Source organism: Bradyrhizobium sp. Mp19 (assembly GCF_029952935.1).
Taxonomy (GTDB): Bacteria; Pseudomonadota; Alphaproteobacteria; order Rhizobiales; family Xanthobacteraceae; genus Bradyrhizobium; species Bradyrhizobium elkanii.
Genome location: NZ_JASAUT010000006.1, coordinates 74,374 through 100,077 on the forward strand (window position 1 = coordinate 74,374; position 25,704 = coordinate 100,077).

The window sequence follows — 25,704 nt, forward strand, 5'->3', positions numbered from 1 at the left end:
AAGCGGGCCGGGCGGCGCTGGAATTGGAAATCGGAGATGCCATGGTGATCCGCTGGGGGCGGCTTCAACCAGCGATTTGGGCGACCGTCATCCTGCTCGTGAGTATCACGGCAGCTGACGCCGAGGGCGACAAGGCGAGCAAGCCATCCGAGTTCATTCTGCTCGCCCAGATCGCGCTCCTGATCGCGGTCGGGCGCGGCCTCGGCGAATTGATGCAGCGGATCGGCCAGCCCTCCGTGATCGGCGAACTGCTCGGCGGCCTGCTGCTCGGACCATCACTGTTCGGCTGGCTGTGGCCGTCGGCGCATAGCGTGATCTTTCCGACATCCGGCGAGCAGAAGGCGCTGATCGACGGCATAGCGCAGTTCGGCATCCTGCTCCTGTTGCTGCTGACGGGCATGGACACCGACCTCAAGCTGGTGCGCAAGGTCGGCCGCGCCGCGACCACGATCTCGGTGGCGGGCATCGCGGTGCCGTTTGTCTGCGGCTTCGTGCTCGGCGAATTCCTCCCCGACGGCCTGCTGCCGCATCCAGAAGCGCGGCTGATCGCATCGCTGTTTCTCGGCACGGCGCTGTCGATCTCCTCGGTGAAGATCGTGGCCGTCGTGGTGCGCGAAATGAACTTCATGCGCCGCAATGTCGGCCAGATCATCGTCGCCAGCGCGATCATCGACGACACCCTCGGCTGGATCATCATCGCCGTCATCTTCAGCCTCGCCTCGCGCGGCAGCCTCGACCTGCTCTCGGTCGCGCAGGCGCTGTTCGGCACACTGGCCTTCCTCGCGGTCAGCTTCACGATCGGCCGGCGGCTGGTGTTCCGGCTGATCCGCTGGGCCAACGACCATCTGGTCTCTTCGGCGGCGGTGATCACCGTGATCCTGATGTTGATGTGCGGGATGGCGATGATCACGCACCTGATCGGCGTGCACACCGTGCTCGGCGCCTTCATCGCCGGCGTGCTGGTCGGGGAATCCCCGATCCTGACCCGGCGGATCGACGAGCGGCTGCGCGGGCTGATCTCGAGCCTGTTCATGCCGGTGTTCTTCGGGCTCGCCGGCCTCAGCGCTGACCTCACGGTGCTGAAAGATCCGTCGGTGCTGGGGCTGACCGCGGCGCTGGTCCTGATCGCGAGCATCGGCAAGTTCGGCGGCGCCTTTGTCGGCGGCGCGCTGGGCGGGCTGACTCGGCCGGAATCCTATGCGCTGGCGAGCGGCATGAATGCACGCGGCTCGACCGAGGTGATCATCGCCACCATCGGCCTGTCGATGGGGATGTTGAGCCAGACCATGTACTCGATGATCGTGACCATGGCGATCCTGACCACGATGGCGATGCCGCCGATGCTGCGCAGCGCGCTGGCGCGGCTGCCGCTCGGCAAGGACGAAAAGGAGCGGCTGGAGCGCGAGGAATATGAGCAGCGCGGCTTCGTCGCCAATCTCGAGCGGCTGCTGCTCGCGGTCGACGAGAGCAGCAATGCGACATTCGCCGCGCATCTCGCCGGCCAACTCGCCGGCGGACGCGGTCTGCCGATCACGGTGCTGCATGTCGGCGCCAACGCCAAGCTGCAGGAGCAGAACCGCGCCGATGCAGAGAGCCCCGAGGCGGCGGTCATCAACGCGGCCAAGGCGAGCGCCGAAGCCGATGCCGACGGCGGCGGCGGCAATGTCGACGTCATCAGCCGCGCCCGCGAGGAGACGGTGGCGGAGGCGATCGCCGAGGAAGCCAGAAAGGGCTTCGACCTGCTGGTGGTCGGCATGGACGCGGTCGCCGGCCCCGATGGCGGCTTCGACCGGCGGATCGACGACCTCACCTCCGGCTTCGACGGCCCGCTGGCGATCGCGGCCGCCAAGGGCGTGCACGAGAAGGAGCCGACGGCGAATGCTCGGAAGATCCTGGTGCCGGTCTCGGGCAGCAACGTCTCGCGGCGCGGCGCCGAGGTCGCGATCGCGCTGGCGCGCCTCTCGAGCGAGCCGCTGCAGGTGGTCTACGTCTCGACCACGCGCGACAAGGGCGCCCGCCGCACCAGCCCCAGCATGTCGCTGGCGCATGAGGAAGCGATCCTGAAGGACATCGCGGCGACCGCAGCGCGCTACGACATCAACGTGACGACGCGGCTGCGCGCCAATACCGCACCTGAGGTCGCGATCCTGCAGGAGATCGCGTCAAGCCGGGCCGACCTCGTCGTGATCGGCGTCGACCGCATCCAGGGCGACAGCCTGAATTTCGGCAGCATCGCCGCGGCCGTGCTCGGCAAGTCGAAGGCGTCCGTGCTGCTGGTGTCGGATGGCGACGTCAGGCCCAAGACCTGGGACCCCAAGACTTGAAACTAACACCTGAGCAAGGAGGTTCGGGGCGCGAGAGCGTCCGCGCCTACCACTCTTCCGGACAGGGATCGACGATCTTCCAGAGATCGATCCCGTTCTTGATCTTCTTCATCTCGGTGGTGAGCCCGCCATTGCGGCGGATCCAGTCCTTCACCGTATCGGGGTAGTAGGACATCAGGTCGGAGGTACCCTCGAGGCTGGTGACCTTGATGCCGAAGGTGAAGGCCTTGTCGTAATAGGCCTGGTGGAAGCCGATGCTGGCCCGCGGTGTGACGCAGATCTTGTTCAGCGGCACGATGCCGAACACCAGCGTGCAGGCCGAGTTGCAGATGCCGTCGATCACGACGCGCTCGCGGCGCTCACGGATCTGCTTGTACTTGGCCTTGTACTCCTCGACATAGCCGCCATGGTCGCGCGTGATGTGCAGCACCGCCCGCGCGGGTGTCGCGGCCAGAACCGAGAGCAGCAAGGCGACAAGGGGCGTGATGCGCATGGATCGTTCGAAACCGCGGGAAAGGCCGGGCCCGGGCGGACCTGACCGCAAGACTCTGGCCGGACTGTGTTGGCAATCCGTTAAGCATCCGCAAAAAGGCAAAATTTGGCGCGCTGTGGCTGATTTCCCGCAGCTTTTGGCCCCGATTCCGGGTTAAATGGGCCTTGGGGCGGCTCAGAATGCCGATTCCCGTAAATGCCCGGAGGCCGTCCATGACCATAACCAAGCTTTTCGCCGCCCTCGCTCTGGCCGTGATGGCCCTGACCCCGGCAGCCGCGGCCGACCTCACGGCCCATCCGCGCCACCACCGGCATCACCACCACGCGCATTGGGGCCTGCCCTACCACATCAGCTATCTGCACAATTACGGACCCGGCCCGACTGCCGGCAGCTTCGCCTATTACGACGGCCCCGCGCACAACAAGTGCTATCAGAGCGCGGCCGCCTATATCGGCCAGGACCACCGCCGGCATCCCTGCTTCTGACAGCTTCAAGGAGAGGGCCGGCGGGACGCGCGAACACCGCCGGCTGCCGTGCTCCGTAGCTGCTGGCCCTCCCCGCCCAAGTCTGATAATCGACCCGCAACGCGCTCGTAGCTCAGCTGGATAGAGCATCGGATTTCGATTCCGAGGGTCGGGAGTTCGAATCTCTCCGAGCGCGCCAACGATTTTACCGATAGATCAATAATTTAAGCCGCGCTCATTTCGTTCTGAATGATCGTTTTCGTGTTGCGAGCCAGCTCAACTAGCTCTGAACAAAATCAACGCGTTACCAACCACTGCAAATCATTCCGCGCAACACGGCGGTTCATCCTCCGTTCGCGTTTTGCCTAGGCGCCGGGCGCAACTGAACCGACCTCGTTCTGGTTAGGACCGAAACGCAAAAAACGATTCCGAAATCTTTAATAAATTCGGACCAGCCTCCCTCCGCGACAGGGAGGTGTATCATGCGTAATCATGACTTCGTGTCCGGCGGGCTCCTCGCGCTAATCGCAACCTGCCTTGTGCTGCTGTGCTCGGGCCTGCTCGTCATCGCATTTAGCTAAACCCGGACGGCTCGCCAATGCGGCCCTGCCCGCAGCCCTCTCTCCCTTATTCCCGAGATCGTGGCCGCCGGGACAAACCATCACGGACCCGGCGGGCGCATTTTCGGGGGTTTGCCTAATGGCGTCGCCAACACCGCCTACAGACAAAAAGTATCTGTGCCCGATTTGCGGTGAGTCTCGCGGATCCTTTCTGCAGCGACGGCTCCCTTCGCGTCTCGTGCGATATCCGATCTAACCTGCCCTAATGGGCACAGGCTCAGAACCACGCCGGATGGCAAGGTCGTAACTGCCTCAACACCTCGGCGTGAACGAAACATCATTCGCGACACCTAGAAGCGAGCGTGAAACAAAGCGCGCCCACCATCCCGTGCGTGAAAGTTTCCGGGGTAAAGCAATGCAGGAAGAGACAGGCATTCAATTCCAGGACATCGACCAGGTTTTGCGGCATGCCCATCTGCGCCGATCCGCCGATCTGGCCCACTGGATACGACAGTATATCCACGATCGTAGGCTTGCCCGCCAGCAGCGGAATTCTGAGAATCAGAGAGTGACGTCGACGCCAACCGGCATGACCCATGCGGTCTAAGTGACACTGGGGATTTCAGCGTCCCAGTTCAGGAAGAAAACGCCGCCGAGCGTGTATTTGTGAGTGCGGCGGATTCTGATTAATGGAACAGCAAGGTCGCTTGCCTAAGATGCAGTCTACTCGCTGTAGGACGCTCGAAAATGACCGAGTACGTCATCAGGGAAGTTGGCCTTCGCCAGTGGCTCGTGTTTGCCGATCGGCGAAGCATCGCTTTTTGCGCCGACGAAGATGAGGCGGTGAAAGCCATGGCCGAACATAGCGCGCGCCGCGGCCGACCACCCGAAAAAAGGGAAATTGCGCCAAGGGAAAACCCGCCGGTCTAAACCGGCGGGCTCCGAGCGATCAGTGTTGCGTGTGGTCCGGCGGCGGGTTGTCCGGGCTGTAGCCCATGCGCTCGACCACAAGGAAGCACCGGGTTAGGGCCACGTCGCAGATTTCGGCCAGCGCGAGAAGATGATCCCTCGTAGTGGTCAGACCTTCCAACATCTCAGGTCCGTAGCCCTCGGCCGCCATCGCCCCGAATCTCTCTTGAAGATCGATGTGATCTTGGCTCAGCAGAATGGTAGCAAGGCGTACATGCGGCAGATGGGCTAGCGCCCACTTGTCGTTGCTCCAGTTGAACTTGACGTCGATTGGATCGAACGTCATGGCGTCCCGCTGCTCCTGGGTGGCAGAAGGGTTGGAAGAAACAATCCGCAGATGTGATGGTGGAACGTGTTTCATGGCTCACGCCTCCACCAGCACGCGCCGGCCCGTCGCCGGGATCGTTTCTGAGGCGCCACCCTCCAGGCGACGCGGCCGGTCGATCTCGACCAGCTCACCGGTCAGACCATCGTCCTCGGCGCGGCGGAAGGCGGCGCGCAGGACGGGGTCGCGGAAGAGCGAAGAAAGCGGCTTTGTGGTAGACGGTTTGATAGCTCGGGCCATGGGGTCACTCCTTGGCTTGGGTTAGAGCCGAGCGGGTGTTCCAGCACTTGCTCGGCTTGTCTTTTTATGACATTATAAATTCATGCCGTCAAAAATAAATGACATTAAAAAATCGAAGCGTGGACGCCCACCCGTCGAGAGTGAGGCTGTTACCGTGCGCATGACCCATGATGCGCTGCAGAATCTCGATAATTGGCGCCGTGGCCAATCCGACCTTCCCGGCCGCCCCGAGGCCATCCGCCGGTTGGTCGAGATCGGGTTGAAGGCTAAGAATAAATAAGAGGAATCATGAAGGCTTTTCCATTCGTTGTCCTTGCTACGGCGCTCGCTTCGGCGTCCGCACTTGCTCAGAATGCGGGCACCAAGTTTCGCGGCGTTTATATAAACATGCCGAAGGCAGAGGCGAGCCGCCTATCCGATAACTTCGATCTGAAGTGGGAAAAGAACCTATTCGCTATCACCAAAGAAGAAGAGACGATCCCAGTGCTGGCGATCTATTCGAAGGCAGGCAAGCATTGCGGAAACGTGAAGTTCGATCAAACCAACACTGCCAAGAGCGCAGACTTCTATCGATGCTTCTTCGATGCAGATTCGCTGCCTCCGCAGCAATTTGCTGAGGCTCTAGTCAACAATTACAAGCTACCGAAATTGAGCTGCGCAATGGAAAAGAACTTAGCCGGCGAGCCACTGCGAACCTGCGATGGTCTGATGTCAACAGGTGAACAAGTGAGGATCACATTCCCCGCCGGCGCCTCTGACGAACCAGCCATTCACCTTAAGCGTAGCTCCGAAACGCCAAAATTTAATTAGCGCTGACCACCAGGAGAGGACGATAACGCCATGCGTTCGATGGAAAACTAGCGCCTTGTTCCCATCCTTGGCGGCTCGTCAACCGATCGAATGTTCGAGCCGCGCTTGCCGCAATCCGAAGCGGATCCAGGCGCTCATGGGCACGCCACCATCCAGATGACGTTCGACACCTACGGGCACCTGTTCAAGGACACTGATGCCGATCAGCGGGCCGCCGAGGACATTCAGGCAAGGCTGTTGGGCTCCTAAATGGGGGACCTGCAGGTCGTCGAGGTACGGTTGCTGGAGGATAGGCTTGTGAGAACCAAACAGCTGCCACCGCTTGGTACGAAGCTTCGCACAGTATACGACCTAACCATTCGTCCGGGCGGCGCCACGCGGGCCGAGTTAAATCGCGCAACTGAGCAAGACGCTTGGAGTTACAAGACCAACACGGAAGATCTGGCCAGGCGAGTCGGTGGCACCGCACACCGCGATCCTCCCGGGCGCGGTGATAGCAGAAGGTTCTGGATCACAATCCCATAGCTACCTGCAACGCCAGCGCAACACGGTGCAGCTAAGCCATTGACCTAACTGATAGTAAATCGGATTTCGATTCCGAGGGTCGGGAGTTCGAATCTCTCCGAGCGCGCCATCATTTGGACGCCCCCGCGCCAGCGTGCGACGGCAGCCACGAAACCATTTTCATCAGCGGACGAAACCGGGCGGAAACAATTGACCGCTACCACTTCTCGCAAACAACAATGGGGAAGTGTCATGATGGAAGCGACCATTGTCGCGCTGCTGCTCCTCAGCGCCGCTGTGTTTTTTGCCCACGCCTACGACGCCCTGCATACGCATTGACGGGATCGGCATCGTTCAGTCTGCGTACCGTCCACCAGGATCTGTGGGCTCGCGGGAGCCATCAACCGCGCCCTAATCTCGCCCGCCCGCCTTCTCTCCGAACCACCGCCGGCACGCCCGGCTGAAGCTCGTCGCATCGGTATAGCCGAGCGCGGCCGCCATTTCGTCGCGCGATTGGGTGCCTGCCGCGAGCATGATCCTCGCCCGCTCGCGCAGCACGCCGTCGAGCAGCGGGCGGAAGGCGCTGCCGGTCTCGGCGAGCCGCCGCACCAGGGTTCGCCGCGAGGTGCCGACGAGGCGCGCGGCCTCCTCCTCAGCCAGACGCTGCGGCAGGCGCGCCGCGATCAGGCGCTCGACGATCCCCGCCAGCGCCACGGTGTCGGGCTGCGGATTTTCGATCGCCTCGAGCGCTTCGATCGCCTTGGCGTGCAATTGCGGATCGGCAAACGGCGACGGCCGCGCGCCAAGCGCTTTCGGCACCTCGAAGACGAACGCGGCGGCATTGAATTTCACCGCGCAGGAATAATGCTCGAGCAGCCGCTCCGCGCCCTCAGGCGGCGGCCAGGGAAATTGCAGCGTCGCCTCACCGATCGCATCCTCGAGCAGCTGGACGTACACCGCATGCACGTTGAGGCTGACCGCCAGCGCCACGGCGTGCCACAGCGCGACGTCCATCGCGACGGCGGGCGAGATTTCAATCTGGATCGCGCGCGCGGTCTTGCGCAGCCGGTTGCGGACGAAGGGCGCGCGGGTCGACCCGAAGCGCGCGCCGGTCGCCAACGCATCCGCGATGGTCGGCGCCGTCCTGGTCGCGACGTCGAGCGCGCCTTGCAGCGATGTCGACCACACCGCCGCGGCCGACAATGGCCACAGCTCGCCATGCCGGCGGGTGATGTTGGCCGCCAGCACCACCAGCGAGGATACCGGCATGTGAGCGCCGGGCTGGTCGAGCGCCTCGAGCCGAATTCCGGTGCCCTTCAGCAGCTCGTCACGCTCGCTTCGCGTCTGGCCAAATGCCCGCACCAGCGCCCGCGCATAGGCCGCGGACACCGGCATGCGAAGGGTATCGGATTCCGATCCGTGCATGGCGTCGGCGACCTCCCCTTCGCGAACGTCCGGCCGAACAGGCTTGGCGCAAAATGCCACAAAATTGGCCTGTTGTGAACTGGCGGCGCAGGCCCGCCTCGCGGCATGCTCAGCCCAACAACGGCGAACGCCGCCTCGCAAGAGACGCTGGAGGGAATGCGATGATCTTCACGGGCACCAATGCTGCTGGCGAAACCATCACCTACCAGGACGGCAAGCGCTATCTCTGGATGCTCTCGTTCATTCCGCCGCTGATCCCGCTGTTGTCCTACTGGCTGTTCCTGCAGACGCACAATCCGCTGGTGACGCTGATCCCCTTCATCTTCATCTTCATCCTGATCCCGCTGCTCGATGCCGTGATCGGCGAAGACACCCACAATCCGCCGGCGGAAGTGGTCGCCGCGATGGAGGCCGATCCCTATTACCTGCGGCTCGCGCGCATCACCGTGGTGTTTCCCTGGATCAACTACGTCGCGCTGATCGCCTTCTTCGGCACCCAGGATCTGCCGTGGTGGTCCTATGTCGCCTTGCTGCTCGGCGTCGGCACCATCAATGGCGGCGCGCTGTTGATCGGGCACGAGCTCGGCCACAAGGCTGACAGGCTCAACATCCTGTTCGGCATGCTCGCCAACTGCGCGGTCGGCTACGCGCATTTCCGCGTCGAGCACAATCGCGGCCATCACACCTGGGTCGCAACCCCCGAGGACCCCGCCAGCGCGCGCTTCGGTGAATCGATCTATGCGTTCGCAACGCGCGAACTGCCGGGTGCGTTCAAGCGCGGCTGGCGCAACGAGGCCGAACGGCTGACCCGCCGCGGCGAGCCGGTCTGGTCGGTCAACAACGAGATCCTGCAGGGCTTTGCGCTGACGCTCGTCGTCGCGGCCGTCCTGGTCGCGCTGTTCGGCTGGAAGGTCGCGCCGTTCATCGTCGCGCACCATTTCCTCGGCTGGTACGCGCTGACCCAGGCCAATTATGTCGAGCATTACGGGCTGCTGCGCGAGAAGCTGCCGAACGGCCGCTACCAGGCCGTCGAGCCGCGCCACTCATGGAATACCAACCACATCGTCTCGAACCTGATGACGTTCCACCTGCAACGTCACTCCGACCACCACGCCAACCCGATGCGCCCCTATCAGTCATTGCGCGATTTCGACGACATCCCGCGCTTGCCGAACGGTTACACCGGCATGTTCGGGCTGGCGGCGATCCCGCCGCTCTGGTTCCGCGTGATGGATCCGAAGACCCTGGCCTGGGCCGGCGGCGACAGGAGCAAGCTGAATCTGGGAGATCGACCCGCGAGCTCGTGATCGCAGCGATCACCCGCCGTCGCCATGCGATCGTTGGTCGTCGTCACTTGCCGTGATGCCGCAGCGCGTCGACGATGACCTTGAACGCCGGTGAGTTCTGACGACCACTCGGGTAGTAGAGGTAGTACCCGGAGAACTTCGGCGACCAATCGTCGAGCACCAGTTGAAGAAGGCCCGATGCAACGGCGTCAGTCACTGTCTCCTCCGGCACGTAGGCGATGCCGTAGCCCGCTATCGCAGCCTTGACCATCGGCTGGGTCGAGTTGAAAGCAAGCTGACCGTCAACGCGAACCCGCATATTCCGACCGGCCTTCCCGAATTCCCAGGCGTAGAAACCGCCGCGCGTTGTCAAGCGCAGATTGATGCAGATGTGGCCGACGAGATCCTGAGGCGTCTTCGGCACGCCATGCCTGGCGAAGTAATCGGGCGAGCCGGCGGCGACCAGGCGCCAGTCGGGTCCGATCCGCACCGCGATCATGTCCTTTTCGACGCTTTCCCCGAGCCTGACGCCGGCGTCGAAACCATCCTCGACGATGTTGCGCAGGCCGTTGTCGCGACTGAGCTCGAGGTTGATGTCGGGATAATCGGCCAGCACCGGTTCGAGCTTCGGCCAGATCAGGTTGTCGAGCGCGTGATCCGATACGGTGATGCGTACGGTGCCGGACGGCTTGTCGCGGTATGCGGTCAGCGCTGCAATATCGGTTTCGATCTCGGCGATACGTGGTGCGAGCGATTGCCGCAGCCGCTCGCCGGCCTCCGTGGTCGAGACGCTCCGTGTCGTCCGGGCAAGAAGCCGGATCCCGAGCCGCGCCTCGAGCCGCTTGATGGTGTGGCTGAGCGTCGACTGCGTGACGCCGATCTTCGCGGCCGCCCTCGTGAAGCTGCGCTCCTCGGATACGACCAGGAACCACAACAGATCGTTGAAGTTTTCGCGCATGATCGGTCTCCGTAGCAGCGCCGCTATCGGACTATTTATGGCCCCAGTCGATAAGTTCAAACACATTTCCACGTCTAATCAGGACAATCGCCGGGTGCTATCTCACGCGCAGACGAGCCGCCAGCACACGGCCGGACGGCGCCTTTTCCTGCGCGGTGACTGCGAATGGATGCGACCTACAACGACAAATTGGTGAGGCCACAGGCGGCCTGGGGCGCGGTATTTTCGATGGCGCTGTGCGTCGCCGTCCTGATCGCCTCCGAATTCATGCCGGTCAGCCTGCTGACGCCGATCGCCGACGGTCTTGGCATCAGCGAAGGCCGGGCCGGTCAGGCGATCTCGGTCTCCGGAATCTTCGCAGTCGTCACCAGCCTGTTCATCGCCGATCTCGCCAAGCGTATCGACCGCAAGCTGGTGCTGACCTCGTTCTCACTGCTGCTTGTCGTCTCCGGCCTCGTCGTCACCTTCGCTCCCGATTACGCGGTGCTGATGATCGGCCGCGCACTGCTCGGGGTCGCCATCGGCGGCTTCTGGTCGATGTCCACCGCCATCGTCATGCGCCTGGTACCGCAAAACGCCGTACCGAAGGGTCTCGCGATGATCAACGCCGGCAACGCCATCGCGGCGACCGTTTCCGCACCGCTCGGAAGCCTGCTCGGCGATCACGTCGGCTGGCGCGGTGCGTTCTTCCTCGTGGTACCCTTGGCACTGCTTGCGCTCATCTGGCAGTGGATTGGTCTGCCCGCGCTGCCGCCGCGACGGCGCGAGGGGTCGGGCAACGTGTTCAAGCTGCTCCTGCGCCGTCAGGTGGCGCTCGGCATGGCCGCGATCTTCCTGCTCTTCATGGGCCAGTTCGCGCTGTTCACCTATCTGCGCCCGTTCCTCGAAACCGTCACCGGTGTCGGCGTCTCCACTCTCTCGGCGATCCTGCTGCTGATGGGGCTCGCCGGCGTCGCCGGCACCTGGACGATCGGTCAGTTGCTGCAAGAAAGGCTCTACAGCATCCTCATTGGCATTCCGCTTGTCATGGCGTTGCTCGCCTCGGCGCTGATCGCGCTGGGCTCGGTGCCGGCAGCGGTGACAACCCTGCTGGTCGGCTGGGGCTTCTTCGGCACGGCTGCCCCGGTCGGCTGGGGCACATGGCTGAGCCGCACACTGCCTGATGACGCCGAAGCCGGCGGTGGTTTGCAGGTCGCCGTCATCCAGTTCGCCATCACGCTCGGCGCGGCAACCGGCGGCGTTCTGTTCGACGCGCTCGGATGGTGGAGCCCGTTCGCGCTCGGCGCGGCTCTGCTGCTCGGTTCGGCGCTCGCCGCAACCGCCGCCGCCATCGAGCACGGAAGGGCCGCGCAATGAAGCGGGTCATCGCTCGCCGTGTCGTGCTCCGGGGTATCCTCGTCACGGCATCGGCTGCACCGCTCGGCGGCCTCATCGGTCCGACGCAAGGATGCGCACAGGGATTCCCGTCGATGAAGATTCAAATCTCATTCAGCGAACGGAACATGACGGCGACGCTGGAGGACAATCCGTCCACACGCGATCTCGCCTCGATGCTCCCGCTCGGTGGCCTCACGATCGACAATTACGCGAACAACGAGAAGATCAGCTATCTGCCGCGCAAGCTTACCGAGGACGGCAGCGGCCCCTTCGGCAACGAACGGCCCGGCGACGTCTGCTACTACGCGCCCTGGGGCAACCTCGCATTCTTCTACGCGGGCTACCGCTGGTCGCCGGGGTTGATCCGGCTCGGCCGCATCGACGGCAACTTCGATGCGCTGCTGATGCGCGGCAAGCTTCCTCTCCGCATCGAATCCCTGTCCTGATCCCCCTCACGAAAGAACCGGAGGAAAGCGCAGATGAAGAAAGTTCTCACCGCGGCGGCCATCGGCGCGACCGGCATCCTGCCCGCGCAAGCGGACGGCATCGAAATCCGTGTCAACGGCAGCGCCCCCGCGATGTTCGGCGCCGCGGACAATTTCAGCGGGCGGGCAGTCATCAGCCCGCTTTATCCGGCGACGGAATTCACGCGCGCGAGCACCGGCCTCGTCAACTTCGCGCCCGGAGCGCGCACCGTCTGGCATACGCATCCGGCCGGCCAGTTGCTCATCGTCACCACCGGCCAAGGCTGGGTGCAGGAAGACGGCAAAGACAAGCGCACGATCAATCCGGGCGATGTCGTCTGGATTCCTGCCGGCATCAAGCATTGGCACGGCGCGACCGCCACCAGTCCGATGGCGCATATCGCCGTCAGCTACATCCAGGACGGAAAGAATGTGGACTGGCTCGAGCCGGTTTCCGACGAGCAGTACCGGTAAGCGGGAGCAAGCCTTGAAAGGGTTCGCCATGAAGACTTCGACCATTTTGGCACTCGCACTATCCATGGGCGCCGCCGATGCAGAGACGAAAGCAGGCTCGCAGACCGGAAGCCTGTCTCGCGACGACTTGCGAGCGGTGTCGGCGGCGCTCGAACGCTACGCCACGGACAAGCTCGCCAACGATCTCTGGAAGCGGCCCGATCTGACGCCGCGCGATCGCAGCATTGTCACTGTCGCCGCGGTCATCTCCCGCAACCAGGGTATCCTTCTGTCCGAGCAGTTGAACCTCGCGCTCGACAACGGCGTGAGGCCCGGCGAGATTTCCGAGATCATCACACATCTGGCCTTCTATGCCGGCTGGGGCAATGCGATGGCAGCGACCGCGATCACCAAGGAAGTGTTTCGCGCGCGCGGAATTGGCCCGGAGCAGCTTCCCGACGCTTCGGTCGCTTTGCTGCCGCTCGACGAGGCGTCCGAAGCCGATCGGGCGGCCCGGGTGGCTCAAGGCACAGGACCAGCTTCGCCGGGCCTGGTGCGCGATACCGCGGAGGTCTTGTTCCGCGACCTCTGGCTTCGGCCCGACCTTGCGCCGCGCGACCGCAGTCTGGTGACGGTCAGTGCATTGATCGCCGCCGGCAAGGTGGAGCAAATTCCCTATCATCTCAACAGGGCGATGGATAACGGGCTGACACGCGCGGAAGCGTCGGAAGTGATCAGCCATCTCGCCTACTATGCCGGATGGCCGAACGCATTTTCGGCCGCTCCCGTCGCCCGCACCGTGTTCGAGAAGCGCTCTGCCAACTGATCACGTCCAAATGCGCCGCGTGCATCTGTGAAGGCGGCCGGTCACAACATGTCGCGTTCGGCCTCGCCATCCAGTGCGGCACGCTCCGCCGCCATCACCTTGCTGCCGGTCATGGCGGCCGTACTGGCAGGCTTTCTCGTCGTCGGCGCCGCATTGCCGGTGCTTCCCCTGCATGTGAGCCGGGATCTCGGCTTCGGAAGCGTCGTTGTTGGGATGGTGGCCGGCACGCAATTCGCGGCGTCTTTGCTCTCCCGGGTGTGGTCCGGCTCCTATTCCGATACGAAGGGAGGAAAACGCGCCGTCGTGACAGGTCTCGTCACCGCGGCGGTTGCCGGCCTGCTGTATCTTCTGTCGTCGGTCTTCGAGGGTACGCCGACGCTTTCGATAACGGTCCTTCTCGTCGGACGCGCGGCGCTCGGCGGCGCCGAGAGCTTCATCGTCACCGGTGGCGTGAGCTGGGGCTTTGCCCTCGTCGATTCCGCGCACGCCGGCAAGGTCATCGCCTGGGTCGGGACGGCGATGTTCGCGGCGCTGGCCTGTGGCGGACCGCTCGGTGCGCTGCTGTTCGCGTCGCATGGCTTTGTGACGATCGGCGCTTTCAGCACCGTGCTGCCGCTGTTCGTCCTCGTGCTGCTGGTGCGGGCGAACGGGCCCCTGCCGCAGCCGCGGCCGGCGAAATCCGACTTCGGATACGTCATCGGCGCGGTGTGGCTGCCGGGCGTCGCCGCGGCGCTCAGCAGCATCGGCTATGGAGCGATCCTCGCTTTCAGTTCCCTCCTCTACGCGGTCAGGCACTGGGAACCGATCTGGCTGGGCTTTACGGCCTTCGGCATCGCGCTGATCGGCGTGCGCGTCGTGTGCGGTCATCTGCCGGACAAATTCGGCGGTGCCAGGATCGCCTTCTGGTTCGTGCTGGTGCAATCAGCCGGGCTGATCGTCATGGGGCTCGCGCGAGATGGCGCGACCGCATCCGTCGGCGCCGCGCTTGCCGGGCTGGGCTATTCTCTCGTCTTTCCGGGGCTGGGCGTCGAGGCCGTTCGGGGCACCTCACCCGAACATCGGGGGCTGGCAATGGGCCTCTACACGGCGTTTCTCGATGTCGCCATGGCGATCGGAAGTCCGCTGCTGGGCTGGATCGCCGATCGGGACGGCTTGAGCGCGGTATTCATCGTCAGCGGCGGCGTCACGCTTTGCACGGCGGCTATTGCCGCGCGCCTCGTCGGCAGCGAGCGCGCGACGCGCTAGAACGTGATGAGATTGGCCTGGATCGTCTTCGCGCCCCGGCTCGTTGCTTGAACATGCGCTTGCAAAGTGTCATGCCGCCTTGTCCGCGTCAGCGCCGTTTCATGGCGCCGATGCCGAGGAATGAGCCATTGACCGACGGATACTGGCTGGTGAATTCGAACGTATCGAAGCTCGGCGCCTCGAACTGCTTCAGCGCCTTCCAGAGCAGCGTGGTATCGGGACAGGCCTGGGAATGGATGTCATGATGCACGATAATGCGGGCGTGCGAACGCACCAGCAGATGATCCTGTAGCGCACCGCGCAGGCTGTGATCGCCGTCGATAAAGACGAAGTCCGGCTTCAGCCGGTCGACGTGCGCACCGACCAGCGGCGAGGTTGAAAAATCCTGCATGTAGATCGGCTCGATAGCGGCCTGCTGCTGCAGCAGATCGAAATAGGCCGAGATAAACGGCGTCGGCGCGATCGGATCGAGTGCAATCACGGTCTTGAGGTCGGCGCCGCTGTTCCTCAACCACTCCGTCACCAGGATGAACATGCCGCCCCAGCGGCAGCCGATTTCCATGTACGAGGAGACGCCGGACGCATTGCGCGCGAGCCAGGCGAGGTACGGCGCAAGCTGGTTCGGATATTGCCAGAGGTGGAGGCCCTTGCCGAAGTTCGGCGCCAGCTCCGGCGGCTGCTCGTGAAGCAGTTCGTCATTGAGCCCCAGCGCCGGGATAAATTCGCGTTCGAGGAAATCCACGTCGGTACGCTGGGCCGAGGTCAATGCCCCGATGGTATCGATCGCCTCGCGGACGAAAGGCGCAAGATCGGCGAAACGCTGGTATCGGTCGGCTTGGGCGTGCTGGGCGTTGAGCATCGGGGCAATCAGATCGGAGGGCGGACGGGAGACCGCTGGTCGTCGCGCCTCCAATCATTGAACGGACCAGGCAGCCGTCTCGGGCGCAAAATCTTGCGTTCGGTGTCGAATAGCCGCCCGTTCGCACGGCGCCGCGCGAGCCGCTTCGGCACAGTGCTTCGAACGCGCAGCCTGCTCCGCTCTCACCCGCTCGGAATCTTCCGCCGCACGGCCTCCACGCCGGCATCGGTCACGTTGTATCTGCGCCCCATCTCCGGGACGATCCAGCCCTTCTCGATCATTCCGGCAATGGTGCTCGGGCCGACGCCCGCGGGAAACGGACGGCGGTTGCGGATCGCGTCGATCGCGACCCGCTCAAGATGGGTGGCGACATGCGAGGGGCGCGCGCGAAATGCCTTTGCCATGATCAGAACCGACAGGACCTCGGCGCGCCGGCGCACGGCCGAAGCGCTGCGGGTCAGTTCGTTGCTGATCTCGAGAGCGTTCTTGCCGGCCCTGGCGAGTTCCCTGAGCTTCTCGTCCTCGTCAGGGCTCCAGCGCCGCACGATCCCCATCTGCCCCTCACCGCCTGGATACCCATCTCGAACCGATGCATACGCAGGCGGCGCTGATTTGCCATGTGACTTTCGGCACCTCTTGATGCGACGTCGGGGCTGTCGCCATCAGGACGGCCGATCGCGGGTGTCGCACGATGCAGCACAAAGAGCATGATCCGATTGAATCGGATCATGCTCTCAACCCCTTGCTTGGTGGCGTTTTGCTTGCGCGAACCGGTATCCACTTCGCGCTGGAACGCTTCAGTGCTTGCTGGGTTCAAGCGCGATGAGCACGCCGGTCGGCTCGGGCTCGTGCGGCCGAAGCGACGTCAGCTCCGGATCGCTCCATTCGGCGAGACTGACGACCTCGCCCGTCTGCCCCGGCATGTCGGAGGTCTGGGCCGGTTCGAGCACCTTGAGCCCGCTGGTGTCGACGAAGAATGTGTGCTCACCGAACACGCTGTTCAGTTGCGCCACGGCCGGGTGATCGTCCGGAAGCACCTGGGCATTCAGTTGCGTCATGGTCTGCTTGACTTGCGTGGAATTGAGTTTCATCCGCTGCTCCTTCTCGTTGGTTCCGGCCGCGATGGTTTCCTTGACAGGTTTCCTTGACAAGTTTCCTTGGCTGGTTCCTCCCCGCCCGCACCCCACATCGGGGGCTTCAAGGTCTCGAACCAATCAGGCAACGAAACGTTCCGCACGCGCGACGCATTGACCGCCTGCGCACTGGTTCCCCGCGTATCAGATGTGAAGTGCGGCTCTGAAGTCACGCCCATCGCTACGAGACGGGAGGCTTCTTCCTTGCGAGTCCTTCCAGATGCACGCGGCGTGCGGCGGATTTGCGCGCGCGCTCCCTGGTGCGGCAGGCCCGGCAGCGCACCGCCGCGGTAAATACATCGCCCTTGGCGGTCTCGTACCACCATTTCTGCTGCAAAGGCGTCCAGACCTCGGCAACGCCGCAGTCCTTGCAGACGAAGGGCTCCGGTCGATAGGTTCCGCGCAGCACGAAATCGGGAGTCGAATAGCTGTTCGATGGCGCGAGCCGCGTCGTATCCACGGCAACCTCGTCGCGCGCCAGGGCAATCTTGTAGTCGCGAAGCCGTTGCCGTTCAGCGGCGCGTTGCATCTGTATGCGGCGCCATTCCTCCGCCTTGCGCCGCCTGGCTTCGATCTCTCCGTTCGTCTGCTTGCTGCGTTTCACGTCGGCACATCCGTCTGGGTCGAATGCTTTCGGCGCATCGACGAAGTAAACACCGGGCAGCATGGCTCGTCGATGATGACGTCATTGATACGCTGCTGTTCTGCCGCCGGCTTGTCATAATTGTATTGTCGCAACATTGCGCGACGACAAGTCGCGTGCAGGAAACTCCTAGCGGCGTTGGCCGCCGCCCGAGGCGGATGACTTCGGCATCCCCGTCAGCCGAGCTACGCCCGCCCCTGCTCCACCGGCCGCATGTGGATCAGCGCGTCGAGCACGAGGACAAGAACGGGGCGCTGCTCGTCGTTGACCAGCTCCGTCTTGAAGATCACGACGGCGTCGCGCCGCTCCGGCCTGATGGTGATCTTCTGGATCCGGGATTGGCCGGTGAGCGTGGCACCGGGCCGAACCGGGCTCGGCAGGCGAATCTCGAAGCTCCGCCCGACGATCCCCGCCACCTTGGTCCAGATCGCCTCCACGACGAGCCGCTGATAGATCGCAATGGTGTTGAAGCCGCTTGCGATCAGGCCGCCGAACGGGCCCACTGCCGCCGCGACGGGATCGGTATGGATCGGCACCGGATCATATTTCCCGGCGAACTCCAGGATCTCGGCCTCACCGATGGTGTAGCTGCCAAGCTTGAACGTCTGGCCCTCGGTAAGATCTTCCGCATACAACATCGCGCGCCTCCATCTGTCGCGCGATGCTAGACCAATGGTGCGGGCTTTCCATTACCCCGGACGTCATGAACTTCGCGCGCGATATGCGAGCGACACCCGCCGCGCGCGTATCGCCGCAGGCATCCCGCGCTATTGCAACCGGGCCGCCCTCGCCTTTGCGGCCTTCACCGTGTTCTCCATCAGGCAGGCGATCGTCATCGGGCCGACGCCGCGCGGCACCGGCGTGATCGCACCGGCGACCAGCACCGCTTCGTCGAACGAGACGTCGCCGCACACCGCATAGCCGCCGTCCGGCTTCTCGACGCGCGTGGTGCCGACGTCGATGACGATGGCCTGCGGCTTGATCCAGTCGCCGCGCACGAGGCCGGCCTTGCCCACCGCGCTCACCAGGATGTCGGCCTCGCGGCAGATCCTGCTGATGCCGCGGGTGTGGATATGGGTCTGCGTCACGGTCGCGTGCTCCTGCAGCAGCAGCGCGGCCATCGGCTTGCCGACGATGTTGGAGCTGCCGATCACCACGGCATGGGCGCCGGTGAGGTCTGGCAGGGTCGATTTGATCAGCCGGAGACAGCCGAGCGGCGTGCACGGCACCAGCGCATCGTCGCCGTGAAACAGCCGGCCGGCGTTCAGGGCGTGCAGGCCGTCGACGTCCCTGGCGGGATCGACCGCCGCCATCACGCGCAAGGCGTCGATATGCGCGGGCAGCGGCAGCTGCACGAGGATGCCGTCGATATCGTCGCGTGCATTGAGCGCCTCTACTCTGGCAAGCAGATCGGCCTCGCTGGCATCATCCGGCAGGCGTGCGACCTCGCCGCGCAGGCCGAGCCGTTCGGCCATCCTGACCTTGCTCTGCACATAGATCTGGCTCGCCGGGTCACAGCCGACCAGCACGACCGCAAGCCCCGGCGCGCGGGGCAGCCGGTCGAGTTCGCCAGCAATCTTGTCGATGACAATTTGGGCATGTGCATGCCCATCGAGAATGTTCGCCGTCATGGCACCTCCGTTTCGAAGCGGTGCCCAGGCGCGCGGCGTTCAGTCTCTGCGCTCCCCGATGGTGGTCCATCCAAGCGCCAGTCGCGCAGATGGCGTCGTCATAGCCGCCCCGTCGGGCAAAGGCAATTCACGCTCTCCCGCGGGTCAAACGGCGACGAATTGCCCTCACTTTTGCCAGTGGATCGGTGCCGGGCGGGTCACCTCTGGGGGTAGGATTCGGGCAAGACTTGCGTTAAGTCTCGGCGCTTGCCGGGCTTTTCCGATCCCCGGCGCCATCCTTCCGGTCATCACGCCATTTCGGACATTTTCGACATGAGACATATCATCCTCGCGCTGGCGCTCTTCTGCCCGGCTGCCGCGCTTGCCCAAGGAACCACGCCGGCCCCGGCCGACGCAGACAAGCCGGCGGCGGCGACCTCGCAGCCGATGGTCGGCGACAAGCCGCTGGTCCAGGTCGGCAAGAAGTCGGCCGCCAAGAAGGGCGAGAAGCCTGCCGCGCCCGGCAAGCCTCAATCGGTCGCCCAGAAGCTTCAGGCCTGTCAGGACATCGACGACGCCACCAAGGAGCGGCTGATCTGCTACGACGAGATTTTCAAGCCGCAGCCGAAGCCGAAGGCCGCCCCGGCCAAGGGCGTCAACGATTGCCGCTTCGTGAAGGAAGAGGACGAGCGGCTGACCTGCTACAACGGCTTCGCGGACAAGATTCCGCGCCTGCCGCGCTAAAGGTAGCGAGCGGCGCTCGGACGCCGTCCCGGATCCGGCCACCCGCCTGATCGCGGACATGAAAAAGCCGCCGCAAGTGTTTGCGGCGGCGCATTGATTGCCGGCTGCGGGCGGCCCTTTCTTACCAGGTGCCGAAGCCGCCGAAGAAGCCCATGCGCTGCTGCTGCGCGACGCGGTAGGGCTGATACATGCCGGGCTGCGCCAGCCGCATCGGCTGCTGGGGATGGGCATGGTAGCGCGCGACCTTGCGCTTCTTCGGCGCCTGAGGCTGGGCCTGCGCCGGCTGCTCGGCCGGCTTTGCCTCGGCCGCGACCTTCTGCGCGTCAGCCTTCTCCGGCGGAATGAACTGGGCGAACGTATTGCGGACACGGGCTTGCGCCGACGCGTCACCCGAAGCCGACGGGACGGCCGCGGCGACCGCGTTGACCTGCGCCGGAACAATGGTCGGCAAATTGGTGTCGTAGACCACCCGCTCGGGCAATTTCTGGGTCGACTTGATGCGCACCATGGTCTTGTCGACGCCCGGCGACGACAGGCCCTGGTTCTGACCGGCGACCACGGCCTCCTGCGGCACGATGGAATTGACGACGAAGAGCAGCGCGAGCAGCACTCCACCAACGAACAGGAAATAACGCGCCACAGGCATTTTGGTAGCTCCCCCCGCGCAGCGGGCGCGGTTCATCTCGGCGCGACGACATCAGTCATCGCGCGGGCGATCTCATCGTCTGCGCATGATCACCCGGACGCGGTCCGCGCTCCCGGGTCGTTCGCTAACGGCTGGTTTATTAGTTAGTTCCTGTCCGGCCGTTACGGTTCACCCGGCAAGTCAATTCGCGGTCACTTTTTCGGGATGCCGGGAATTAAAGGCGGCTCGCCGTCACGACCGAACATTTCGCCTTGTTTGCGTTAACATTGACGAACCCGACCAACATCCGCGAATAGGTCTTGCGGCTTTTCATGGCGATCGTGTCGGAGATCAGCCGCTTGCGCTCGGTCAGCGGCCGACCGTCCCGGCGGATGAAGGCGCAGGCGATCTCGATATCCTTGACGGCGAAATCATTGGCATTGCGCAGCGTCAGGGTGACGAGCGCCTTCGAACCCAGCCCGCCGCGCCGCCACGATTGCGAGGCGATCCGCAGCTTGTCCAGCGGAGACCTTTCAGCGCCAGGCCCGGACGACCTGGCCTCCTCTACCCCCTGTGGGGCGGTGGCCACGCCGACGGTGGTCGGCTCGTCCGCCGGTGCGGCCAGCGCGTCCCTCGCGGCCTGATTTGTGATTTGGGCGGGTTGCGCGTCGGTCGAGGCGTTCTGCGCGGTGCGGACGATGCTGGACGACACCGGCCAGACATCCTGGTCTCCGGCGTCGCTCGGTTCGGGGAGCATGAACCAGGCGGCGATCCCGGCGAGCGCAATCAGCGGCAGCAGCAGGCTGGCGTAGAAGCCGCCCTCACCGAGACGTCCGGCGGCCAACCTCCGAAACGACGCCAAGCCGATCCGCATCGTCGTGCCCTCACCCTGGCGACCTGATCGGGCCGCCCCCACACAGAGAGGAAGCCGCACCGCGCGGCTTCCGGGGCGGCCGCAAGTCGAGCGGCCACGCGAAGACAATCGCTGACGGCCGCAATGGTTTCATTCCGGGACGACAATCTTGCGGCCCGCAGCACGGAGGGATGGCCTCACGGCCGGGCGCTCGCTAAGTTCGCGCCGCCCGAGAGCGAGTGCCGCGCACCCGAGCGGCGCGAGAACAACAAGGAGATCGCAATGCCTGTCGTCACCTGGGACCACGTCCACCTGCGCAGTCCCGATCCCGAGGCCACCGCGACCTGGCTGCGCGACATTCTCGGCGGCGAGATCATCCGCGGCCCCGGCCGCATCGACGTCCAGCTCGGCGGCGCCAAGGTGTTCATTGCGGAGGTGGCCCAGGGCGACGGCGTCAACGCCGCGCCGGTGACGCCCTATCAGGGACTCGATCACTTCGGGCTCACGGTGAAGGACATCGACGCGGTCGCGGCCGAGATCAAGGCCAAGGGCGTCGAATTCACCAAGGAGCCGACCACGATCCGTCCCGGCGTGCGGATCTGCTTCATCCGCGGCCCGCAGGGCATCTCGATCGAATTGCTCGAGCGCGACCAGAAATACGTGTGAGCCACGCGTGCGGCGCTAAGTCATGCTGCCTGGCATGAAGCAGCGGATCGTCACGCCCATGTAGCTCGGAATCGGCCAGACCATGGCGCGACCGACCCGGTTGGGCTCGGTGACCACGGCCTCGTCGGGGACATCGATCCACGCCCCGTCGAGGCGGACACGATAGTGCCCGTCCTTGGATTCCCAGTCGACATCGCTGACCGCTGTGCCGTCGGCATCCGAACAGCACGGCCCCTTGCCGCTGCGCAGGCCGTCGAACCATTCCTTCAGCGGCGAATTGGCGTAGCGGCCGTCGGGATCGCGCGCCTGCGCGATTCGCACGGCCGCGACCAACACCAGCGTTATCAACCCGAGGAATACGATGACGTGGCCCGCATGACGGGCCGAAGTTCCATTGAGCCTGCGAGGGCGTGCCCAATGGCCACCGGATTCAATCCAGTCAGACATGTGTTTGCTCCAGCACTCACCGGCCAGTGCAACCAGAGCTATGCATTTCGCGGGCCACTTTGATTCGCGCGTACGGTCCGCTGTCATCGCGCCGTCACACTGCCTGGCAGGAACCGAGGGTGTCACCCGAACGCGGGACACCCGGGAATCAACCTGCCGCATTGCACGAGGTTGCTCGCTTTGGCATAAAAAACCAACTGGCTTGCCGTGGGCGCGGCGGCCAGCAATCGGGACGTCATGAAGAACGGACTTTACTCAATTCACGTCACCCTGCTGGACGGTCGCGTCGGTAAGGGCAGCGGCGTCATTCTCTTCCGCGACGGCCAGATTCTGGGCGGCGACGCCTATCTCTACTACACCGGCAGCTACACGGTGAAGGGCGATGCCTTCAAGGGCGAAGTCCTTGTGCAACGCCACACGACGCCGCGCGACACCGACAACCCGCTGTTCGGCGGGCCTGCGCCCGTCGGCATCGGCGTCTCCGGCACCTTCACCGACACCCGCGGCACCATGAGTGGGACCGCACTGGTCGGCAAGGCGAGCCTGATCTTCGGCGCCACGCTGCACAAGCTCGCGGATATCAATTAGCGGTGTGAAACCATCAGACCCGTCATCCCCGCGCAAAGGCTTCGCCTTTGCGCGGGGATGACGGATCGAGAGCGAACACGTGGTTGGCCACTACGCTTCGTGCCTACTCCGCGGCCTGCTCCAGCGGCGCGACGCGCGGCAGGATCATCTGGATGCGGGTGCCGTTGCCCGGCGCGGAATCCAGCGAGAGCCGGCCGCCGAGCCGCGTGGTAACGATGCTGTAGACGATATGCAGGCCGAGCCCGGTGCCGCCCTGATCGCGCCGCGTCGTGAAGAACGGATCGAAGGCGCGGCGGCGCACGTCGAGGCTCATGCCGCAGCCATTGTCGGCGAAGATCACCTCGACATTGTCGCCTCCGGCGGCGTGGACCTGGATCTCGACCTCGCCGGCCTTACCGTCCGGGAACGCATGCGCGACCGCGTTGAGGAACAGATTGGTCAGCACCTGGCCATACGGTCCCGGATAGGAGTTCATGATCAGGTTCGGCTCGCAATCGATGTTGAGCGTCAGGTTGTGCTTGCGCAGGCCGGGCCGCAAGCTCATCACCACCTGCTCGGTGAGATCGCCGAGATCGAAGGTGCGCTGGTCGGAATAGTTGCGGTCGGCGGCGACCTGCTTGAACGACTGGATCAGCTCCGCGGCGCGGTTGAGATTGGCAACGAGTTGCGAGGAGGCATCGCGCGCCGTGTTCAGGAAGTCGTTCAGGCTGGAGCGGCGCAGGTCGCCGCGCTCGACCTGGGTGGCGAAATTCGCGGTCTTGCGCTCCAGCGCGGACGCCACCGTCAGGCTGATCCCGACGGGATTGTTGACCTCATGGGCGACGCCGGCCACCAGGCGGCCGAGCGCGGCGAGTTTCTCGGCCTCGATCAGCGAATTCTGGGTTTCCCGCAGATTGCGCAGCGCGGCCTCTGCGGAATCCCGCGCCTTGCGCATCTCCTGCTCGGAGCGCTTGCGCTCGCCGATGTCGAGCGCGACCGTGACGATGTTCTCGATGTCGCCCTGCGCATCGAGGATCGGCAGCTTGTTGACCAGCCACTGCCGCATGTTGCCGGCGACGTCCTTGTACTCCTCTTCATAGAAGCCGAGCTCGCGGCGGGCCGACAGGACGCGCTTGTCGTTCTCATCGGTCTTGGCCGCGCCGTAGCGCGACATCAAATCGCCGGTGGTCTGGCCGATCGCGTCCTGCGGCTCGATGCCGAAGATCCCCGCCATGTAGCGGTTCATCAGCACGTAGCGCAGGTCGCGGTCCTTGACATTAATGACGGCGGGCACCGTGTCGATGACCATCTGCAGCAGCCGCCGGCCCTCGGCGATCGCGTCTTCGGCGCGCTTCTGGTCGGTGATGTCGCGCACCGTGCCCTCGTAGCGGACCACCTCGCCCTCGTCGTTGCGGACGACGGTCGCCGAATCGGACAGCCACAGCACCGTGCCGTCGCTCGCGCGCACTTGATACTCGTAGTCGCGCACCATGCCATCGCGCTGCATCAGCTGCTGGTACTGCTCGCGCGCCGCCGGATCGACATAGACGGTGGTTGCGATGTCGTCGATGCCCTTGATCAGGTCTTGCGGCGTGCCATAGCCCATCATCCGCGCCAGCGCCGGATTGGCGTTGAGCAGCGCGCCGCCCGGCGTCGTGACGTAGATGCCCTCGACCGACGCCTCGAACAGCTTGTGGTAGCTCTCCTCGGCGAGCCGCTGCTCGGCGAGCGCGCGCAGCGCAGCCTCGCGCGCGCTGTCGGCGTCGACCAGGGTCTGGCGGAACACTTCGGCAGCGCGTGCGATGTCGCCGATCTCGTTGTCGAGGTCGGCGCCGGGAATGAACGCGCTCTTCTCGCCGCCCGCGACCTTGCGGATCGAGCCCGCGATCCTGGCGAGCGGACGGACGGTGCGGCGAACCACCAGCACCGACGCGAACAGGCCGATCAGCACACCCGCCGTGCCGAGCACGATGCTCTGCCATTTCGCTTCAGCCAGCGTCCGGGCAAAATCGCGCGACAGCACGTGCCCGCGGCGAGAGCTGAGCTCGCGGAGCAGCTCGGTGACCTTCTGGATCAACCGGCCTTCGGCGCCGAGCACCTCCTTGTCGATGTCGGCGATCTGGCCCTCGCGCACCGAGACCGCGATGATCGCCTCGGCATAATTGTCGACGGCGCCGCGCAGCGTGGGATCGGAGATGGTCATCGCCCGCATGCTCTGCGCGGCCTGCTCGGCGGCGGACGTGTTGTGCGCCAGCAGCGCGGTGGCAATCCGACTCTGGGATTGCGACAGCGCATTGGCCAGCGCCGCATCGTTGCTCGCGGCGACCGCCTTGTCGAAGGCGTCGCGCAGCGGCGGCAGCCCGGCGACCAGCTCGGCTCGGCGACTGAGCAGCGCCGAGATGCGCTCGATGCCGTTGCGATAGGTCGCCAGACGCTGGGTGACGCCGTCGATCATGTCCTGCTGCTCGGGCGCCAGCTTGATGCGGGTCTTTTTCAGGATCTCGCTCAGCGACTGGGCCGCCTCCGCCACCTGGACCGACTGGCTGCCCGGCTCGGTGACGAAGTCGCGCGCCGCCAGCCGCAGCTCGTTCATGCGGCGATCGATATCCTCGGCGATGTCGCCGACGCTCTGCAGCCGCTGCAGCTCGGCGAAGGTCGTATCGATGTGGCGGATCGCGATCACGCTGGCGGTGGATGTGATGATGATCACAGCCAGGACCAGCAGGAAACTGCCGAACGTGAGCTGGCCAATGGAGAGGGAGAACGCACGCGGCGCTTGCGAATTCGGCGGCAATACAGCGGTCATGTCATCAAGGCCGGGGTCCAATGGGCCC

30 protein-coding genes, 1 tRNA gene and 1 riboswitch are annotated in these 25,704 nt (G+C 64.5%); of the genes, 16 read left to right on the forward strand and 15 right to left on the reverse strand.

Features of this window, described 5'->3' with window-relative positions:
• The first annotated feature begins 41 nt into the window (after nt 1-41).
• Nucleotides 42-2,324 carry a cation:proton antiporter gene (locus QJT82_RS09915; protein ID WP_196238127.1) on the forward strand — a complete coding sequence of 761 codons (2,283 nt, stop codon included), beginning with the start codon at nt 42-44 and terminating at the stop codon, nt 2,322-2,324.
• 46 nt (nt 2,325-2,370) lie between these two features.
• On the opposite strand, the gene QJT82_RS09920 is transcribed toward QJT82_RS09915, so the two are convergent.
• Complete coding sequence (locus QJT82_RS09920; RefSeq protein WP_028339233.1) at nt 2,371-2,817, reverse strand: hypothetical protein; 447 nt, start codon at nt 2,815-2,817, stop codon at nt 2,371-2,373.
• A 212-nt stretch (nt 2,818-3,029) separates the two neighbouring features.
• On the opposite strand from QJT82_RS09920, the gene QJT82_RS09925 reads away from it, so the two are divergent.
• The 3 genes from QJT82_RS09925 to QJT82_RS09935 all read left to right on the forward strand — a co-directional run bounded on the left by QJT82_RS09925 (nt 3,030) and on the right by QJT82_RS09935 (nt 4,771).
• Complete coding sequence (locus tag QJT82_RS09925; RefSeq protein ID WP_028339234.1) at nt 3,030-3,302, forward strand: hypothetical protein; 273 nt, start codon at nt 3,030-3,032, stop codon at nt 3,300-3,302.
• 101 nt (nt 3,303-3,403) lie between these two features.
• Nucleotides 3,404-3,480 (forward strand) — tRNA-Arg (locus QJT82_RS09930).
• 1,108 nt (nt 3,481-4,588) lie between these two features.
• A complete protein-coding gene (locus tag QJT82_RS09935) occupies nt 4,589-4,771 on the forward strand; it encodes a hypothetical protein (RefSeq protein WP_155258362.1) in 183 nt (60 codons plus the stop codon).
• A 19-nt stretch (nt 4,772-4,790) separates the two neighbouring features.
• On the opposite strand, the gene QJT82_RS09940 is transcribed toward QJT82_RS09935, so the two are convergent.
• The gene (locus tag QJT82_RS09940) at nt 4,791-5,171 is read right to left on the reverse strand and encodes a hypothetical protein (RefSeq protein WP_155258363.1); all 381 of its coding nucleotides are present in this window, start codon (nt 5,169-5,171) and stop codon (nt 4,791-4,793) included.
• Nucleotides 5,172-5,174: 3 nt separating this feature from the next.
• Nucleotides 5,175-5,375, reverse strand: coding sequence for a hypothetical protein (locus tag QJT82_RS09945; protein WP_028339237.1), 201 nt, complete (start codon nt 5,373-5,375; stop codon nt 5,175-5,177).
• Between the two features lie 288 nt (nt 5,376-5,663).
• On the opposite strand from QJT82_RS09945, the gene QJT82_RS09950 reads away from it, so the two are divergent.
• The 3 genes from QJT82_RS09950 to QJT82_RS09960 all read left to right on the forward strand — a co-directional run bounded on the left by QJT82_RS09950 (nt 5,664) and on the right by QJT82_RS09960 (nt 7,028).
• Nucleotides 5,664-6,185: a hypothetical protein gene (locus QJT82_RS09950; protein WP_028339238.1), complete on the forward strand. Its 522-nt coding sequence runs from the start codon at nt 5,664-5,666 to the stop codon at nt 6,183-6,185.
• A gap of 90 nt (nt 6,186-6,275) precedes the next feature.
• The gene (locus tag QJT82_RS09955; protein WP_155258364.1) at nt 6,276-6,434 is read left to right on the forward strand and encodes a hypothetical protein; all 159 of its coding nucleotides are present in this window, start codon (nt 6,276-6,278) and stop codon (nt 6,432-6,434) included.
• A 465-nt stretch (nt 6,435-6,899) separates the two neighbouring features.
• The gene (locus QJT82_RS09960) at nt 6,900-7,028 is read left to right on the forward strand and encodes a hypothetical protein (RefSeq protein WP_259242698.1); all 129 of its coding nucleotides are present in this window, start codon (nt 6,900-6,902) and stop codon (nt 7,026-7,028) included.
• 72 nt (nt 7,029-7,100) lie between these two features.
• Here QJT82_RS09960 and QJT82_RS09965 read toward each other — a convergent pair whose 3' ends face one another.
• Nucleotides 7,101-8,114, reverse strand: coding sequence for an AraC family transcriptional regulator (locus tag QJT82_RS09965; protein ID WP_155258365.1), 1,014 nt, complete (start codon nt 8,112-8,114; stop codon nt 7,101-7,103).
• A gap of 161 nt (nt 8,115-8,275) precedes the next feature.
• Between QJT82_RS09965 and QJT82_RS09970 the strand changes: the two genes are divergently transcribed.
• Nucleotides 8,276-9,421, forward strand: coding sequence for an alkane 1-monooxygenase (locus QJT82_RS09970; RefSeq protein ID WP_028339241.1), 1,146 nt, complete (start codon nt 8,276-8,278; stop codon nt 9,419-9,421).
• Nucleotides 9,422-9,464: 43 nt separating this feature from the next.
• Here QJT82_RS09970 and QJT82_RS09975 read toward each other — a convergent pair whose 3' ends face one another.
• A complete protein-coding gene (locus QJT82_RS09975) occupies nt 9,465-10,361 on the reverse strand; it encodes a LysR family transcriptional regulator (protein ID WP_028339242.1) in 897 nt (298 codons plus the stop codon).
• 162 nt (nt 10,362-10,523) lie between these two features.
• Here QJT82_RS09975 and QJT82_RS09980 point away from each other — a divergent pair, with 162 nt between their 5' ends.
• From QJT82_RS09980 to QJT82_RS10000, 5 genes are all read left to right on the forward strand, one after another.
• Nucleotides 10,524-11,714, forward strand: coding sequence for an MFS transporter (locus QJT82_RS09980; protein WP_028339243.1), 1,191 nt, complete (start codon nt 10,524-10,526; stop codon nt 11,712-11,714).
• A complete protein-coding gene (locus QJT82_RS09985) occupies nt 11,711-12,181 on the forward strand; it encodes a cyclophilin-like fold protein (RefSeq protein ID WP_063607055.1) in 471 nt (156 codons plus the stop codon). The genes QJT82_RS09980 and QJT82_RS09985 overlap by 4 nt, the downstream gene beginning before the upstream one ends.
• A 33-nt stretch (nt 12,182-12,214) precedes the next feature.
• Nucleotides 12,215-12,673: a cupin domain-containing protein gene (locus QJT82_RS09990; RefSeq protein WP_028339245.1), complete on the forward strand. Its 459-nt coding sequence runs from the start codon at nt 12,215-12,217 to the stop codon at nt 12,671-12,673.
• 64 nt (nt 12,674-12,737) lie between these two features.
• Nucleotides 12,738-13,478, forward strand: coding sequence for a carboxymuconolactone decarboxylase family protein (locus tag QJT82_RS09995; protein WP_245288662.1), 741 nt, complete (start codon nt 12,738-12,740; stop codon nt 13,476-13,478).
• A gap of 48 nt (nt 13,479-13,526) precedes the next feature.
• Nucleotides 13,527-14,723: an arabinose transporter gene (locus QJT82_RS10000; RefSeq protein ID WP_028339247.1), complete on the forward strand. Its 1,197-nt coding sequence runs from the start codon at nt 13,527-13,529 to the stop codon at nt 14,721-14,723.
• An 88-nt stretch (nt 14,724-14,811) separates the two neighbouring features.
• On the opposite strand, the gene QJT82_RS10005 is transcribed toward QJT82_RS10000, so the two are convergent.
• The 6 genes from QJT82_RS10005 to QJT82_RS10030 form a co-directional block, all read right to left on the reverse strand.
• Nucleotides 14,812-15,582 (reverse strand): hypothetical protein, encoded by a 771-nt coding sequence (locus tag QJT82_RS10005; protein WP_028339248.1) that lies wholly within the window; start codon nt 15,580-15,582, stop codon nt 14,812-14,814.
• Nucleotides 15,583-15,764: 182 nt separating this feature from the next.
• Nucleotides 15,765-16,136: a hypothetical protein gene (locus QJT82_RS10010; RefSeq protein ID WP_016846479.1), complete on the reverse strand. Its 372-nt coding sequence runs from the start codon at nt 16,134-16,136 to the stop codon at nt 15,765-15,767.
• 243 nt (nt 16,137-16,379) lie between these two features.
• Nucleotides 16,380-16,673 carry a hypothetical protein gene (locus QJT82_RS10015; RefSeq protein WP_016846480.1) on the reverse strand — a complete coding sequence of 98 codons (294 nt, stop codon included), beginning with the start codon at nt 16,671-16,673 and terminating at the stop codon, nt 16,380-16,382.
• 223 nt (nt 16,674-16,896) lie between these two features.
• Complete coding sequence (locus QJT82_RS10020) at nt 16,897-17,382, reverse strand: zinc-ribbon domain containing protein (protein WP_210199777.1); 486 nt, start codon at nt 17,380-17,382, stop codon at nt 16,897-16,899.
• Nucleotides 17,383-17,543: 161 nt separating this feature from the next.
• A complete protein-coding gene (locus QJT82_RS10025) occupies nt 17,544-17,996 on the reverse strand; it encodes a MaoC/PaaZ C-terminal domain-containing protein (protein WP_028339249.1) in 453 nt (150 codons plus the stop codon).
• A 129-nt stretch (nt 17,997-18,125) separates the two neighbouring features.
• Nucleotides 18,126-18,989: a tetrahydrofolate dehydrogenase/cyclohydrolase catalytic domain-containing protein gene (locus QJT82_RS10030; protein WP_028339250.1), complete on the reverse strand. Its 864-nt coding sequence runs from the start codon at nt 18,987-18,989 to the stop codon at nt 18,126-18,128.
• 15 nt (nt 18,990-19,004) lie between these two features.
• Nucleotides 19,005-19,084: riboswitch (ZMP/ZTP riboswitch) on the reverse strand.
• Nucleotides 19,085-19,301: 217 nt separating this feature from the next.
• Here QJT82_RS10030 and QJT82_RS10035 point away from each other — a divergent pair.
• Complete coding sequence (locus QJT82_RS10035) at nt 19,302-19,712, forward strand: hypothetical protein (RefSeq protein ID WP_028339251.1); 411 nt, start codon at nt 19,302-19,304, stop codon at nt 19,710-19,712.
• A gap of 121 nt (nt 19,713-19,833) precedes the next feature.
• Here the strand turns inward: QJT82_RS10035 and QJT82_RS10040 are convergent, their stop codons facing one another.
• Together QJT82_RS10040 and QJT82_RS10045 are read right to left on the reverse strand one after the other, a co-directional pair.
• Entirely contained in the window at nt 19,834-20,358 is a 525-nt protein-coding gene (locus QJT82_RS10040; RefSeq protein ID WP_028339252.1) for a hypothetical protein, read from the reverse strand.
• 214 nt (nt 20,359-20,572) lie between these two features.
• Complete coding sequence (locus QJT82_RS10045; protein WP_281446633.1) at nt 20,573-21,271, reverse strand: hypothetical protein; 699 nt, start codon at nt 21,269-21,271, stop codon at nt 20,573-20,575.
• Nucleotides 21,272-21,472: 201 nt separating this feature from the next.
• Between QJT82_RS10045 and QJT82_RS10050 the strand changes: the two genes are divergently transcribed.
• Nucleotides 21,473-21,856: a VOC family protein gene (locus QJT82_RS10050; RefSeq protein WP_028339253.1), complete on the forward strand. Its 384-nt coding sequence runs from the start codon at nt 21,473-21,475 to the stop codon at nt 21,854-21,856.
• Nucleotides 21,857-21,871: 15 nt separating this feature from the next.
• Here QJT82_RS10050 and QJT82_RS10055 read toward each other — a convergent pair whose 3' ends face one another.
• On the reverse strand, nt 21,872-22,303 hold the full coding sequence (locus QJT82_RS10055) for a hypothetical protein (RefSeq protein ID WP_240537240.1): 432 nt from the start codon (nt 22,301-22,303) through the stop codon (nt 21,872-21,874).
• A 237-nt stretch (nt 22,304-22,540) separates the two neighbouring features.
• On the opposite strand from QJT82_RS10055, the gene QJT82_RS10060 reads away from it, so the two are divergent.
• The gene (locus QJT82_RS10060) at nt 22,541-22,891 is read left to right on the forward strand and encodes a GrlR family regulatory protein (protein WP_026192881.1); all 351 of its coding nucleotides are present in this window, start codon (nt 22,541-22,543) and stop codon (nt 22,889-22,891) included.
• 103 nt (nt 22,892-22,994) lie between these two features.
• Here QJT82_RS10060 and QJT82_RS10065 read toward each other — a convergent pair whose 3' ends face one another.
• Complete coding sequence (locus QJT82_RS10065; RefSeq protein ID WP_028339254.1) at nt 22,995-25,676, reverse strand: PAS domain S-box protein; 2,682 nt, start codon at nt 25,674-25,676, stop codon at nt 22,995-22,997.
• Nucleotides 25,677-25,704: the final 28 nt, after the last annotated feature.